Raw genomic sequence first — 12672 nt, 5'->3', positions numbered from 1 at the left:
CACTGTACGAACGACCTTGACGCCCTGGGCCGCGACTGCTCGGCTTTGCCTGGGTCGAAGGCGGACGGGATGGGGGCCCCACGACGCTCACCACGCTCTGGCCGGCAGTCGCGAACGGTGCCCCACCCATCCCGGAGTCTGAGCACCCCCGCCGGAGGCATGTCCTTGAGCCGCGGATGACTTCCTCGCTTCCGCCCGCAGCACGAGCGCGCCGCCGGGCGCGGCCAGCCGGGGCGAAGACAGAGGCAGGCCGCGCCGCTGAGGCGGCGCGTGCCCGCGCCGTGCGCGGGTCTTGATGAAGTAGAGAAACTCTTACCGCGTGGCTTGCTGGGTGCCCTCGTGCCGCGCCAGGCGGAACTCGTCCAAGAGGTCGAAGAACATGTCCAGAGGTGCGATGTCTGCTGCTTCAGCTGCCCGCTCGATCTCAACAGCCCAGCCGAGCGAGCTTGGGTACTGCATGTCGAGTCGAGGCCACAGCCACTCGCTGAACGGCCCGGTGTGAACGAAGTCCGTCATCGCCGGAACTCCATGGATCTCACAGGCGACGCTGTACCCGAACAGGATCGACTGGAGGTGAAGGACGGAACGGCCTCGCACGTACATGCTTGGCCGTAGGCGCACGTCGTCGAGGAAGTCGTGCACGCTGTCGAGCTCATCCAGGGGTCTGGGCTTGGGGAGTTTTCTACCGCTGGTCATGCTGATGCCTCTAGCAAGCGGTGGCCGTCGTGGCTCCTGACGTGGGGGCCGGCCCCGTCCAGGGCGTCCAGCAGGCGGATCGCGTAGACCTCGGACATGCGCTCGGTGATCTGCTCCGGCGTGAGCCAGTCGACCGCGGTTGATTCGGCTGATGTGCGCTCGGTGCCCCCGGAGGGCTTGCACCGGAAGACCATGGCGACGATGCCTCTGGCCGTGTTCTTGTAGACGCCCGTGAGCTGGTCGACCTCGACGTGAATGCCGGTCTCTTCCCAGATCTCGCGGCTGACGCCTTGTTCCGGGGACTCGTCCAACTCCAGCACTCCGCCCGGCAGCTCCCATGTCCCGTTGTCCGCACGGCGGATCGCCAGGAGTCGGCCGTCCTCGCGCACGACAGCCCCCGCCACGGACACACTGTGCTTCGGCGTTGACGGAGCTTCCTGGGCGCTGTTACTCATGTACAGGAGCATAGGAGAGTGAGCAGGTCGATGGGAACAGCAGTAGGAGGTGACAGGGCCGTACCCCGGTACGTTCAGATCGCCGACGAGATCGTTCAGCAGATCAGGGCAGGTGTCCTGAAGCCTGGCGACATGGTGCCGAGTGAGTCCGAGTTGGTCGACCGCTACGGGGTTTCCGGCGGCACGATCCGCAAGGCCATGGTGGAGGTACGCGCGAGCGGCCTGGTGGAGACCCGGCACGGCAAGGGCTCCTTGGTGAAGGCACGGCCCCCGGTGCGTCATCGGTCTTCGGACCGCTTCCGGCGTTCGCATCGCAAGGGTGGCAAGGCCGCGTACCTCGCAGAGTCGGAGCAGGCCGGCGCGACCGCCAAGGTGAGCGTGCTGTTCATCGGGCCGGCCGACGCACCTGACGACATCGCGGATCGCCTGGACGTCGAACCCGGAACCAAGGTGCTGGCCCGCCGCCGCCTCTACTTCCGCAATGGCACTCCGGTCGAGACCGCTACGTCGTACCTGCCGTGGGACGTCGTGAAGGACATCCCGGAGCTGTTCGCTGAAAACCCCGGCCCTGGTGGGATCTACGCCCGACTTGAAGACGACGGCCATGTCTTCGCGGAGTTCGTCGAGACCCTTCAGGCGCGGCCGGCCTCGAAGGCGGAGTCTTCCGAACTCGCGCTGAGCCCCGGCGCCCCGGTTGTTCACCTCATCCGAGATGCCGTGACCGAAGAGGGGCGTGTGGTCGAGGTCTGCGACACCCTCATGGCTGCTGACCAGTTCGTTTTCAGCTACCGGATCCCTGCCGCTGACTGACGCACACTCAACTCCCCTCAACCCGCTGCGATTTATTCTTCGCGGCGGGTTGACTCATGTACAGGAGTCCTGCACTCTTCTTCATGTCACTCATGTACATGAGTGATGGAGCTCGGCACCTATAGAGGAGTGATCTGCTGTGCGTCAGATTCCCATCGACACCACCAACGCGACCGTGATGGTCGCCAAGGCTCCCCAGCCGAAGATCAAGGACCGCCGTACCGGTGAGATCGCGCTCGACAAGGAGGGCGTGACGCTGATGACGGTGGAGGTCATGTTCTCCACGCCGGACGAGGTGGAGATCCTGAAGCTCACCGTTCCGCAGCCGGGTGTCTCCGAGGACCTGGCGATGGGTACCCCGGTCGCGCTGACGGGGCTGGTCGCCTCGGCGTGGGAGAACGAGTTCAACGGCCAGAAGAAGCACGGGATCGCGTTCCGCGCGGTCGCTGTCACCTCGCTCGCCGCCGCTGCGTCGAAGCCGAAGGCGGCCTGATCATGACCGGCTTCACGGTCGCCCTGGTGATGGTTGTCGCTGCCGCAGTGATCCTGCGGTGGCGGCGCCCCGCCTGGTACTGGCTGGCCTTCGGCGCGGCCTTAGCCGCCCTACGGGTCTCGGTCCGCTACGTCTCCGTGATGGACGCGTGCGGGCTGACCGTTCCGCCCTCCCGCTGGCGTCTGGCCCTCGCCCGGATGACCAACCGGCCCGCGCCGGAGTCCCGGGCCCCGCGCATCCTGCGCATCCGCCCCACCCGCACCGGCCTCGTGCTGCGCCTCAAGCTCCGCCCCGGACAGGACGCCTTCGACGTCTCCGCCGCCACGGACCGGCTGCGGCACTCCTTCGGCATGTACGGCGTGACTTCCCGCGAACTGCGCTCCGGCGTCGTCGAAGTGCGGATGACCGGCTATGACGTCCTCAAGCGGGTGCAGATGCCCGCCAAGACCGACCCGACACCGATGCGGGTCCCGGTCGCACTGCGCGAGGACGGAGCAGTCCACTACCGCGACTACCGCACTGTTCCGCACGGCCTCACCCTCGGCGCCACCGAGTCGGGGAAGTCCGTCTACCAGCGCAACCTGGTCGCCGGCCTCGCGCCCATGAACGTCGCGCTGGTCGGCATCGACTGCAAGCAGGGCGTCGAACTCTTCCCGCTGGCCCGCCGGTTCTCCGCACTTGCCGACAACCCCGACACCGCCCTCGACCTCCTCGAAGCCCTCGTCACACATATGGAGGACGTCTACCAATTGATCCGGGCCGAGCAGCGGATCACGGTGAACGTGCCGGACGCGGAGATCGCCGCAGACATCTGGGACCTGCCCGACCACCTACGCCCGGTCCCGGTCGTGGTCCTGGTGGACGAGGTCGCCGAACTCGCCCTCTTCGCCTCCAAGGATGAGGAGAAGCGTAGGGACCGGATCATCACCGCGCTGGTCCGCCTCGCCCAACTCGGACGGGCCGCGGGGATCTACCTGGAGATCTGTGGACAGCGCTTCGGTTCTGAACTCGGCAAGGGCATCACGATGCTCCGTGCCCAGCTCACCGGCCGCACCGCCCACCGCGTGAATGACGAATCCTCCGCCAACATGGCCTTTGGCGACATCGCCCCTGACGCCGTCCTGGCCGCCATACAGATCCCCACCGAGACGCCCGGCATCGCCGTCACCGGCGACTCCTCCGGCGGCTGGGCCCGCATCCGCGCCCCGCACACCTCGCTCCGAGCGGCCGTGAACATCTGCAACCGGCACGCCGACCGCACCCCGGACCTGCCCGTCCTGGCAGCCTTCCGGCCCGTCGTCGGCGCCCTGGCCCCGGCCTCCGAGCCGCTCGCCAAGGCTGCCCCCGCCACCGTCTGACTCCGCCCGCACCCCGGTTGGCGTGACCGCATCGCGCCGGGTCCCTACCCGCTCCATGCCTGAAGGAAGGGAGACCGACTCCCCATGTGTGAGCACATCGAGGACTTCCACCGCACCGTGCTGATGCTCGGCGCCCTGGCCCTGTACGCCAACACCCCTGGTGCCGACGACGCGTTCATCGACGCCATCGGCCCGTCCCTGGCCGCGTCGCTTCCCGAGCCCCCGCCGGGAATGTTCCCGCCCGGCTACGACCCCGCCGACGGCCCCGACTACCCCAGGGGCTCGTGATGGCCCGCCCCGCGTTCCGCGTGGACGCCGTCCTGGTCCAGGCCGTCATCGCCGGTGCCCTGTCCTTCGCCCACCTGCACGACCTCGCCGCCGCCGCCGGACAGGACGGGTGGAAGGCCTGGGCCTACCCGATCAGCGTTGATCTGCTGCTGGTCGCTGCCTGGCGAAGGCTGCGGAGTGAGGGTCCGTCCCGGCTGGCCTGGTGCTGGTTCTTGATCGCCTTGTTCGCGTCTTTGGGTGCCAACGTCACGACCGCCGGATTCCTCGACCTCGCCCACCCGCCGGCCTGGTTGCGGTTCGGCATCGCGGGCTGGCCCGCCCTCGCTTTCCTCGGCGGCACGCTCCTCGCCCACTCGCACTCCGCCCAGGAGCCGGAGCTGGAGCCGGTTCCGCCGGCACCCGTAGCCCCGGAGCCCGCTCCGAAGGTCGAGCGGGAACCGGCCCCCGATCCGCGATCGGAGCCCATCTCCGCGGCTGCCAAGGACACCCCGGCACTCGTCCCTGCCGCTCCCGTCGTCCCGGCCGGTCCGCCGGTCCCGGCCGCGCTGGTCGACCACGCCCGCAAGCTCGCCGACGACCACCACGCCCGCACCGGCACTCGGATCGACACCGACACCCTGCGCGCCCGGCTCGGTGTCCCATCGCAGCTCGCCGAGACCATCGCCGCCCAACTCGCCTGACCAGAAGGGAGAACCACCGCCATGCCCGCTCGTGACCACTTCCACTCCGTGATGCGGATCGGCCCGGTGCAGATCGGCACCCACCGCGACCGCCACGGCCGCACCAAACACGCCGCCGTCTGCAGCGCTGACCGCTGCGGCTGGTCCGCCGACTACTCCAGCCAGACCGCCGCACAGCTCGCCGCCCGCACCCACCGCTGCACCGCCCGATAGGAGAACGGCCCCCGTGGACGTCCCCCTCTGGTTCGCCCTGATCATCGTCGGCTGGCTCGGCATCAAGCTCATCCGCCCGCCGCTCTGGCTCGTCGCGGTCCTCCTGCTCGGCGGCTACCTCCTCGCCGACAGCCTGCTCGCCCCCGTCATCGACACCGCCGTCAAGTAACCACCCGTGAAGGGAGATCCACCATGCTCAAGCCCAAAGTCCCCACCATGCCTCAGCCCACCGGCCGCATCACCCCGCCGGCCGTCCTGGAGCCGACCTCTGTGGTCCAGCACCACTCGCCGAGCCCTGTGCCGCTGGCTGTCCCGACTGCTGCGGCCAGGCCGACTGTCCAGCTGACGCCCGGCGCCGTCATCGCTCTCGTGGGTGGTGCGACGGCCGTCGTCCTGGTCGTCGGCGCGGTCCTGGTCTCGATGCTCCTCGCGGTCGCCATCACCGGCGCATCCGTCGCCATCTGCGCCCTGGTCATCCGCTCGCTGATGGCCTCCGACAACCGGCACCGCTGACCGGCCTCCGGGTGGCGCACAAGCCGCCAAGCATCGCCGCCGCCCGGACGGTCCGGCCCCTTCCAACCGCAATCGAAAGGACCACCATCATGGCCCAGCACAGTCCTGCCCCGACGCGCATCTGCCCGGACTGCGACGGCTTCCCCGCCGTCGCCATCGACACCGGGACGCTCCTCGACGACGGCACCCGCGCCACCCTCCTGATCACCTGCCGCCCCTGCCGTGGCACCGGCTCGACTCGCACCCCGGCACCGGCCCCGGTCGTCCAGCGGGAGCACGCGTGACGGGCACGATCCTCGCGGGCCTGGACCCGGCCACCCTCGGCGATCTGCTGCGGGTGGCCGGGTCCACCGGCTTCGACCGCTGGCAGGACCAGATCCGCCGCACCGGTGGCTGCTCCAACCCCATCCACCTGTCCGGCTGGACGCTCACCAAGGACCGGACCACCGGCCAGACCCTGTACCGCTACTCCACCGACACCGAGCCGGGAGGAAGGCTCCGCGTCGCGTGCGGCAACCGCCGTGCTTCCCGCTGCCCGGCCTGCGCCTGGACCTACTCCGCCGACACCTACCACCTCATCCGCGCCGGACTCGCGGGCGACCAGGACAAGGACATCCCCACAACCGTCCGCGAACACCCCCGCGTCTTCGCCACACTCACCGCCCCATCCTTCGGCCCCGTCCACAACCGCCCCGACTCAGGCCGCTGCCGCTGCGGTACCACCCACCGCCCCGACGACGATGCCCTCGGCACCCCGCTCGACCCCGAGTCGTACGACTACGCCGGGGCGGTCCTCTTCAACAACCACGCCGGGGACCTCTGGCAGCGCTTCACCAACAGGCTCCGCCGCGAGATCGCCGCCCGCGCTGGCCTCACCCAACGCGAACTCAAGGAAACCGCGCGGGTCTCGTACGGAAAGGTCGCCGAGTTCCAGAAGCGCGGGGCCGTCCACTTCCACGCCGTCATACGCCTCGACGGCCCGGACGGACCCGACAGCCCGCCGCCCTCCTGGGCCTCCCTGCAGCTGCTCGACGACTCCATCCGCGCGGCCGCCGTACACGCGTACACGACCATCACCGTCCCGGCCGCCGCCGGCCAACCCGCCCGCCCGATGCGCTGGGGAACCCAGCTCGACATCCGCCCCATCCGAGCCTTCGACGCCGGGACCGACATCACCGAACAGGCCGTCGCCTCCTACGTCGCCAAGTACGCCACCAAAGCAGCCGAGACGACCGGCACCATCGACCGCCGCGTCGGCAACCGTGAGGCCCTGGTCCTCCTCGAGGTACCCGACCACCCGCGCCGCCTCATCGAAGCTTGCTTCGACCTCGACGCGCTCTACCCGGACCGGCGGCTGAGCGCGTGGGCTCACATGCTCGGCTTCCGCGGCCACTTCTCCTCCAAGTCCCGCCACTACTCCACCACCCTCGGCGCACTCCGCCAGATCCGCGCCGACTACCGCGCCGCCCAGCAGCGCGAAGAACTCGGCCTGCCCGACCCGGACCATGATCCGACCGTCCTCGTCCTCACGGACTGGCAGTACGTCGGACAAGGTCACAGCCCCGGCGAATCCGTCCTCGCCGCCTCGATCGCCAGAGACCTGCAACTCAACCGAGAGACCGCACGCGATGCCCTCGCCCTGGAAGGAGATCGGTCGTGACTGACCCCCTGCTCACCGTCGACCAAGCTGCCGAATGCCTCGGCACCACCGCACGCTTCCCGCGCCGACTCATCGCCGAACGCCGGATCGCCTTCGTCAAGGTCGGCAGCCACGTGCGTATCAAGGAGAGCGTCCTGGCGGCTTACATCGAGGGCAACACCGTGCAGCCGATCCGCCGTCGACGTTCCCGATACGGAAGGCCTGCCTGATGGGGAACGCGAAGGGAAGCCGTCGGCGCTTCGGTGCCGTGCGCCAGTACCGGTCCGGTCGCTGGACTGCGAGCTACCTGGGCCCGGACGGGCAGGAGTTCCGTGCGCCGGAGACCTTCGACACCAAGAGGGACGCCGAAGTCTGGCTCTCCCAGATCGAAGCGGACCTCACGCGCGGGGACTGGCAGGACCCGGACGCCGGGGCGGTGAACTTCAAGGAGTACGCCCTCCAGTGGGTGGACGAACGCGGTCTCTCCGCCACCACTGACGAGCTGTACCGGCGACTCCTGCGGCTCCACCTCCTGCCCACCTTCGAGGGCCTGGACCTCGACGAGATCACCGCACCCCGAGTCCGTACCTGGCGAACCGAGCGGCTGTCGTCCACCGGGGCCGCCACGACCGTGGCCAAGTCGTACCGGCTGCTCAAGGCCGTCATGGAAACCGCGGTCGATGACGAACTGATCCGCCGCAATCCGTGCCGCATCAGGGGCGCCGGGAAGGAGTCGTCCGCCGAACGCCAGATCGCGACCGTCGCCCAGGTCGACGCGCTCGCCGATGCCCTCGGGCCTCGTTGGCGGCTCATGGTCTTCCTCGGTGCGTACGGTCCCATGAGGCCGGAGGAACAGGCCGAGCTGCGCCGCAAGGACGTGGACCTGGACGAGATGACCATCCGGGTCCGTATGGCGGCGCCCGAGCTGACCACCGGTCGCCGTGTTCCTGGCGACACCAAGTCGGAGGCGGGCAAGCGGGTCGTGGTCCTGCCGGCCTTTCTCCGGACCGACGTCCGGCGTCACCTCGACTGGTACGCGGAGAAGGGGGCGCACGGACTTCTGTTCGTGGGGGAGAAGGGCAAGCCGTTCCGGCGTTCCTCCTTCGGGCGGAAGTGGCGCAGGGCCCGCGTGCTCGTCGGCATGCCGGACGGCTTCCGCTTCTACGACCTTCGTCACACCGGTCACACCTTGGCCACCCAATCCGGGGCCACCCTCAAGGACACGATGGTCCGCGCCGGCCAGTCGTCGGAGAAGGCGGCGCTGATCTATCAGCACTCGGATCTCGAGCGACAACAGGAAGTCGCGAGCGGGCTGGATGACCTCGTGCGCACCGCCCGCAAGAAGGCTGATCAAAGGCCTTCTGGTGCGGATCTGGTGCGGGACCCCTGAAATGGTCCAGACAACAAAGAAGCCCCCGGCCGCTGGCCTGGGGCTTTTTCATGGAGCGGGTGACGAGAATCGAACTCGCGCTCTGAGCTTGGGAAGCTCATGTTCTACCATTAAACTACACCCGCGAAGCGCGCCGATGATCGGCAGTGCATCGCCGCACACTCTACCTCATGGCAGGCCCCCGGCGTGTTCGCCGCGGGGTCTGTCCGGCGTTTCGCCGCCGGGACGCGGGTGCGGGGAGCGGGAGTTGGGGGCGTAGCGTGGGTGGGCGGAGTGCCGCCTGGAGTGGCGTCCTGTTCATCCCCTAATGTGGCGGTCTCGTCCAAGGCTTGGTTGGGGAAGGGACTTGATGGAGTCGATGGAGCGCACCGTCGTCCGCTGTGCCGAAGGGCACGTTTTTGCTACCTCGTCGTTCCCGATGCAGCAGCTCGGGTCCGACAGGATCGGTCCCGGGCGGCTCATCCGCTGCCCGCGCTGCGCCCGGTTGAGGCAGGCCGTTCCTGTGGTGCTCGGGGAGCGGTAGCGGCGGCGGGGAGTGGTGGAGCAGGCGCGCGGGGCGGTCCGGTTGGGGCGGGCCCGCGCGTTCTGCGTATCCTCGGTGCGTGCTTCTCTCAGATAAGGACCTCCGGGCCGAGATCGATGCAGGGCGGGTTCGCATTGATCCGTTCGACGCTTCGATGGTGCAGCCCTCGAGCATCGATGTGCGGCTGGACCGCTACTTCCGGGTGTTCGAGAACCACCGCTATCCGCATATCGATCCAGCGGTCGAGCAGGTGGACCTGACGCGTACGGTCGAGCCGGAGGGTGATGAGGCGTTCATCCTTCACCCGGGCGAATTCGTACTGGCGTCGACGTACGAGGTCATCTCGCTCCCCGACGATCTCGCGTCGCGGCTGGAGGGAAAGAGCTCACTGGGGCGTCTCGGGCTGGTGACGCATTCGACGGCAGGCTTCATCGATCCCGGGTTTTCGGGGCACGTGACCCTGGAGCTCTCGAATCTGGCGACGCTGCCGATAAAGCTCTGGCCGGGGATGAAGATCGGGCAGCTGTGCATGTTCCGGCTGACCTCGCCGTCCGAGTTCCCCTACGGTTCCGAGCGGTACGGGTCGCGCTACCAGGGGCAGCGGGGGCCGACGGCCTCGCGTTCGTACATGAATTTCCATCGGACCCAGGTGTGATGCGGCATGGCTGACGAGGCGCGGGAGAATCTGACGTACGAGGCTTTCGGGCTCGCCGTGCGTGAGCTGGCGCAGGCGGTGGCCGACGACGGGTACGAGCCGGATGTCGTGCTGAGCATCGCGCGCGGCGGGGTCTTTGTCGCGGGTGGCCTGGCGTACGCGCTGGATTGCAAGAACATCCACCTGGTGAACGTGGAGTTCTACACCGGGGTCGGTACGACCCTGGACATGCCCGTCATGCTGGCGCCCGTGCCGAACGCCATCGATTTCACGCGGAAGAAAGTCCTCATCGCCGACGACGTGGCGGACACGGGCAAGACGCTGAAACTGGTGCGCGACTTCTGTATCGACCACGTGGCCGAAGTGCGTAGCGCGGTCATCTACGAGAAGCCGCAGTCGCTCGTGAAATGCGAGTACGTGTGGAAGAAGACCGATCAGTGGATCAACTTCCCGTGGAGTGTCGAGAAGCCCGTCGTGCGCCGCGCCGGGCAGGTTCTCGACTCGTAGACCCGCGGGTGGACGTGGGAAGGGCCCCGGTGCTGAGCACCGGGGCCCTTCCGTGTGTCGTCCGGGTCAGATCGTGCCGAGCTTGATGATCGACAGCAGGGCGATCAGCTGGATCGCGGAGGCTCCCAGGGCCTTCGGCCACGGCAGGTCGTGCGACTTGCTCACCATGGAGGTGAACAGCGCTCCGGCCGCCAGCCAGGTCAGCCAGCCGACGATCTGCACGAGCGAGTTCTCGCCGCCGAGGAACAGGGCGAAGACGAGGCGGGGGGCGTCCGTGATCGACATGATCAGCATGGACAGGCCCACGGTCGGCTGCCAGGAGCCCGTGCCGCCGAGCTGGCGGGCCAGGGTGTGGGTGACCGCGCCGAGGACCAGGCCGCCGATGACGAAGCCGATGCCCGTGATCACGACGTACGGGACGGCCGTGGAGACCTCCGCGTGGATCGCCTCGTCGCGGGCCTGGTCGAAGCCGAAGAGCGCGAGCAGTCCGTACACGAACGTGACGACGAGCGCGGGGCCCCAGACCGGGTAGTCGCGCATCTGCCAGAACGTCGGGCCCGGACGCATCACGACACCGCTCAGCAGCTGCTTCCAGTGCAGGCGTGGGCCTGCGGGCTGGGCGGGTGCCTGGCCGGCGTGGTACGTGTCTCCGTCGCCGTACGGGTCCTCGTTGATGCTGAAGGCCTGTGTGTGGCCCGGGGCATTGGCGTACGGGTCCTGCTGGGGTGGCTGGTGGTACGGGTCGCCGAAGTACTCGGGTTCGCCGTGTCCGCCCCCCTGCCCGTGTCCGTTGCCGCCGTGCCCGCCGTTGTACGGGGCGCCCTGGGGCCCGCCGTACGGTGCGCCGTTGCCGCCTGACGGAGGCCACGACTGTCGGCCGTACGGCTGCGGTGGTGCCTGCGTGCCGTACGGCTGTTGCTGCTGCGGGTGTTGTTGCGGTGTGCGGTTGTCCCGGCCGCGTCCGATCCTGAATCCAGCCACGTATCGAACGTACCTGGTCCGTCAGGGCGTGGTGCGGTGGCCAGGGGAACACGGGTGCCATTGCGGCCTACCTGTGACATCCCCTAGGGGAACCCCGGGGGGTCTGCCGCAGGGGCTCAGCGCAGGAACAGGGCCGTGGAGAAGCTGATTCCGGGGCGGCCGGGAGCGGTGGCCGGGTACAGGGCGATCAGGTCCGTCTCCTCGCCCCGGTGCGTACGGACCACGGTGTCCCGCTTCCTGTCGCCGTCGAAGTCCGCGTAGCCGAGCAGTGCCGTCCCCGCGGGCGCGGACGAGCCGGAGCCGCGGACGGGCGCCGTCGGGATGCCGTTCGGCGGGGCTTCGAAGCGGTACGTGCCGCCGGGGCGGGTCGGGCCGTTCGGGGTGCCGAGCAGCAGGGTGCCCCTGGCCGCCTCGCCGGGCCCGTGGGGCTTGGGGGAGTGGACGAGGTCGTCGTAGCCGTCGCCGTTGGTGTCGGCCTTCGGCGTGGGGGCGAAGAGGTACGGTCCGCCGCCGGGGAGGGACTCCGCGCGGCGCGGAGCACCGGCACGGGTGAAGGGGCCGCGGAGGTTGCTGACCCGGCCCTCGCCCGCCGTCACGACGAGGTCGGTGTGCTCGTCCCCGTCGAAGTCGCCGCACACGGGGTGGTCGGGCCACTCGTTGCCGTACCTGGCCGTGTCCGGGATGCGGAGGGTCACGGCCCTGCCGGTCAGGCCTCCGGGCGAGCCGAAGAGGATCTGCAGCGGCACGGGAGGGCGGCCGATGCCGTCGTACGGGGGATCCGTGGCCACGATCAGGTCGGTGAAGCCGTCCTCGTCGAGGTCGCACGCCGTCTGGGCGTCGAACGCCGCGGGGAGGGTGTCGCCGAACTTCGCCGCGTGGGTGCGGGCGCTCAGCAGCTGGCGGGTGCCGGGGTCGAGGGCGCGGCCGGCTGAGCCGTACACGATGCCGATGCCGGCGTCGTCGCCGTGGCTGTCCTCGGGTGCCTTCACCAGGTCGTCGATGACGAGGTCCCGGTGGCCGTCCCCGTTGAAGTCGTCGGCGGTACTGCTGCCCCTGCCGCGCGGGACGGGCAGCCGCGGGGTGTCCGCCCGGCCGGCGAGGACCTCGGGCGGGGCGTCGCCGTTCTTGCCCGTCGGGGCGGCGGACGCCGCGGAGGGTGCGTGCGCCTCGGAGGCGCCCGAGCAGGCCGACAGCAGGAGCATGCCGACGCAGGCCGCCGCGAGCGGTGCTGCCGTCGCGGCCTTCGCCGTTGCGATCCGTATTCGCACGGGGGCACCTCATCCGTCTCGTACGTCTCTGTGGGTTCTGTGCGACCCACATGATGCATGAAACGGCGGAAGCGGGGGGGGGGGGCCCCCCGGCCGGGGCGGCCCCGTCAGCCCCGCGGCCCCCGGTGGTGATAGAACCGCGGCCGGGTCGGCGGGGGCGGCGGGGCCGCGGGGGGCCGCCCGGCGGGGGGGGGGGGGAACGC

The 12672-nt window shown here is 69.5% G+C and carries 18 protein-coding genes and 1 tRNA gene; 14 read left to right on the top strand and 5 right to left on the bottom strand.

Translation table 11 applies throughout. The features are described 5' to 3' along the window. Positions 1-312: 312 nt before the first annotated feature. Complete coding sequence (locus tag ACFW9O_RS06640) at positions 313-696, bottom strand: hypothetical protein (RefSeq protein WP_384605853.1); 384 nt, start codon at positions 694-696, stop codon at positions 313-315. Next, a complete protein-coding gene (locus ACFW9O_RS06635; RefSeq protein ID WP_384605851.1) occupies positions 693-1163 on the bottom strand; it encodes an NUDIX hydrolase in 471 nt (156 codons plus the stop codon). Before ACFW9O_RS06635 ends, ACFW9O_RS06640 begins: the two co-directional genes overlap by 4 nt. Before the next feature lie 18 nt (positions 1164-1181). Between ACFW9O_RS06635 and ACFW9O_RS06630 the strand changes: the two genes are divergently transcribed. From ACFW9O_RS06630 to ACFW9O_RS06575, 12 genes are all read left to right on the top strand, one after another. Beyond that, positions 1182-1961, top strand: coding sequence for a GntR family transcriptional regulator (locus tag ACFW9O_RS06630; RefSeq protein WP_384605848.1), 780 nt, complete (start codon positions 1182-1184; stop codon positions 1959-1961). Between the two features lie 139 nt (positions 1962-2100). After that, positions 2101-2454 (top strand): hypothetical protein, encoded by a 354-nt coding sequence (locus ACFW9O_RS06625; protein ID WP_384605846.1) that lies wholly within the window; start codon positions 2101-2103, stop codon positions 2452-2454. A 2-nt stretch (positions 2455-2456) separates the two neighbouring features. Next, positions 2457-3812: an FtsK/SpoIIIE domain-containing protein gene (locus ACFW9O_RS06620; protein WP_384605844.1), complete on the top strand. Its 1356-nt coding sequence runs from the start codon at positions 2457-2459 to the stop codon at positions 3810-3812. Positions 3813-3896: 84 nt separating this feature from the next. Beyond that, positions 3897-4100 carry a hypothetical protein gene (locus ACFW9O_RS06615; protein WP_384605842.1) on the top strand — a complete coding sequence of 68 codons (204 nt, stop codon included), beginning with the start codon at positions 3897-3899 and terminating at the stop codon, positions 4098-4100. Beyond that, positions 4100-4780: a DUF2637 domain-containing protein gene (locus ACFW9O_RS06610; RefSeq protein ID WP_384605840.1), complete on the top strand. Its 681-nt coding sequence runs from the start codon at positions 4100-4102 to the stop codon at positions 4778-4780. The genes ACFW9O_RS06615 and ACFW9O_RS06610 overlap by 1 nt, the downstream gene beginning before the upstream one ends. A gap of 21 nt (positions 4781-4801) precedes the next feature. Next, positions 4802-4993 carry a mobile element transfer protein gene (locus tag ACFW9O_RS06605; RefSeq protein ID WP_384605837.1) on the top strand — a complete coding sequence of 64 codons (192 nt, stop codon included), beginning with the start codon at positions 4802-4804 and terminating at the stop codon, positions 4991-4993. 13 nt (positions 4994-5006) lie between these two features. Continuing rightward, positions 5007-5162 carry a hypothetical protein gene (locus ACFW9O_RS06600; protein ID WP_384605834.1) on the top strand — a complete coding sequence of 52 codons (156 nt, stop codon included), beginning with the start codon at positions 5007-5009 and terminating at the stop codon, positions 5160-5162. Between the two features lie 23 nt (positions 5163-5185). Next, a complete protein-coding gene (locus tag ACFW9O_RS06595) occupies positions 5186-5506 on the top strand; it encodes a SpdD-like protein (RefSeq protein WP_384605831.1) in 321 nt (106 codons plus the stop codon). 89 nt (positions 5507-5595) lie between these two features. Then, on the top strand, positions 5596-5790 hold the full coding sequence (locus tag ACFW9O_RS06590; protein WP_384605828.1) for a hypothetical protein: 195 nt from the start codon (positions 5596-5598) through the stop codon (positions 5788-5790). Continuing rightward, complete coding sequence (gene repSA, locus ACFW9O_RS06585) at positions 5787-7166, top strand: replication initiator protein RepSA (RefSeq protein WP_384605825.1); 1380 nt, start codon at positions 5787-5789, stop codon at positions 7164-7166. The genes ACFW9O_RS06590 and repSA overlap by 4 nt, the downstream gene beginning before the upstream one ends. Further along, positions 7163-7375, top strand: a complete 213-nt coding sequence (locus tag ACFW9O_RS06580; protein WP_384605822.1) for a helix-turn-helix domain-containing protein — start codon at positions 7163-7165, stop codon at positions 7373-7375. Before repSA ends, ACFW9O_RS06580 begins: the two co-directional genes overlap by 4 nt. Beyond that, complete coding sequence (locus ACFW9O_RS06575; protein WP_384605819.1) at positions 7375-8535, top strand: tyrosine-type recombinase/integrase; 1161 nt, start codon at positions 7375-7377, stop codon at positions 8533-8535. The genes ACFW9O_RS06580 and ACFW9O_RS06575 overlap by 1 nt, the downstream gene beginning before the upstream one ends. Before the next feature lie 51 nt (positions 8536-8586). On the opposite strand, the gene ACFW9O_RS06570 is transcribed toward ACFW9O_RS06575, so the two are convergent. After that, a tRNA-Gly gene (locus ACFW9O_RS06570) sits at positions 8587-8660 on the bottom strand. A gap of 477 nt (positions 8661-9137) precedes the next feature. Here ACFW9O_RS06570 and dcd point away from each other — a divergent pair. Further along, on the top strand, positions 9138-9713 hold the full coding sequence (dcd, locus tag ACFW9O_RS06565; protein WP_329209486.1) for a dCTP deaminase: 576 nt from the start codon (positions 9138-9140) through the stop codon (positions 9711-9713). Between the two features lie 6 nt (positions 9714-9719). Beyond that, positions 9720-10220 (top strand): phosphoribosyltransferase, encoded by a 501-nt coding sequence (locus ACFW9O_RS06560; RefSeq protein ID WP_384605816.1) that lies wholly within the window; start codon positions 9720-9722, stop codon positions 10218-10220. Positions 10221-10286: 66 nt separating this feature from the next. Here ACFW9O_RS06560 and ACFW9O_RS06555 read toward each other — a convergent pair whose 3' ends face one another. Further along, complete coding sequence (locus ACFW9O_RS06555) at positions 10287-11201, bottom strand: Yip1 family protein (RefSeq protein ID WP_351181682.1); 915 nt, start codon at positions 11199-11201, stop codon at positions 10287-10289. Between the two features lie 116 nt (positions 11202-11317). Beyond that, positions 11318-12469 carry an FG-GAP repeat domain-containing protein gene (locus ACFW9O_RS06550; protein ID WP_384605813.1) on the bottom strand — a complete coding sequence of 384 codons (1152 nt, stop codon included), beginning with the start codon at positions 12467-12469 and terminating at the stop codon, positions 11318-11320. Positions 12470-12672 lie beyond the last annotated feature (203 nt).

This window comes from Streptomyces sp. NPDC059499, from assembly GCF_042749285.1.
GTDB lineage: Bacteria > Actinomycetota > Actinomycetes > Streptomycetales > Streptomycetaceae > Streptomyces.
The sequence above is the reverse complement of the archived record's forward strand: the minus strand, read 5'-3'. Positions and strand labels throughout refer to the sequence as shown.

Bases quoted from the DNA above. Each gene is read 5' to 3' on its own strand.
- ACFW9O_RS06640 (WP_384605853.1), bottom strand. From the start codon at position 696: ATGACCAGCGGTAGAAAACTCCCCAAGCCCAGACCCCTGGATGAGCTC.
- ACFW9O_RS06635 (WP_384605851.1), bottom strand. From the start codon at position 1,163: ATGCTCCTGTACATGAGTAACAGCGCCCAGGAAGCTCCGTCAACGCCG.
- ACFW9O_RS06630 (WP_384605848.1), top strand. From the start codon at position 1,182: ATGGGAACAGCAGTAGGAGGTGACAGGGCCGTACCCCGGTACGTTCAG.
- ACFW9O_RS06620 (WP_384605844.1), top strand. From the start codon at position 2,457: ATGACCGGCTTCACGGTCGCCCTGGTGATGGTTGTCGCTGCCGCAGTG.
- ACFW9O_RS06615 (WP_384605842.1), top strand. From the start codon at position 3,897: ATGTGTGAGCACATCGAGGACTTCCACCGCACCGTGCTGATGCTCGGC.
- ACFW9O_RS06610 (WP_384605840.1), top strand. From the start codon at position 4,100: ATGGCCCGCCCCGCGTTCCGCGTGGACGCCGTCCTGGTCCAGGCCGTC.
- ACFW9O_RS06605 (WP_384605837.1), top strand. From the start codon at position 4,802: ATGCCCGCTCGTGACCACTTCCACTCCGTGATGCGGATCGGCCCGGTG.
- ACFW9O_RS06595 (WP_384605831.1), top strand. From the start codon at position 5,186: ATGCTCAAGCCCAAAGTCCCCACCATGCCTCAGCCCACCGGCCGCATC.
- ACFW9O_RS06590 (WP_384605828.1), top strand. From the start codon at position 5,596: ATGGCCCAGCACAGTCCTGCCCCGACGCGCATCTGCCCGGACTGCGAC.
- ACFW9O_RS06575 (WP_384605819.1), top strand. From the start codon at position 7,375: ATGGGGAACGCGAAGGGAAGCCGTCGGCGCTTCGGTGCCGTGCGCCAG.
- ACFW9O_RS06560 (WP_384605816.1), top strand. From the start codon at position 9,720: ATGGCTGACGAGGCGCGGGAGAATCTGACGTACGAGGCTTTCGGGCTC.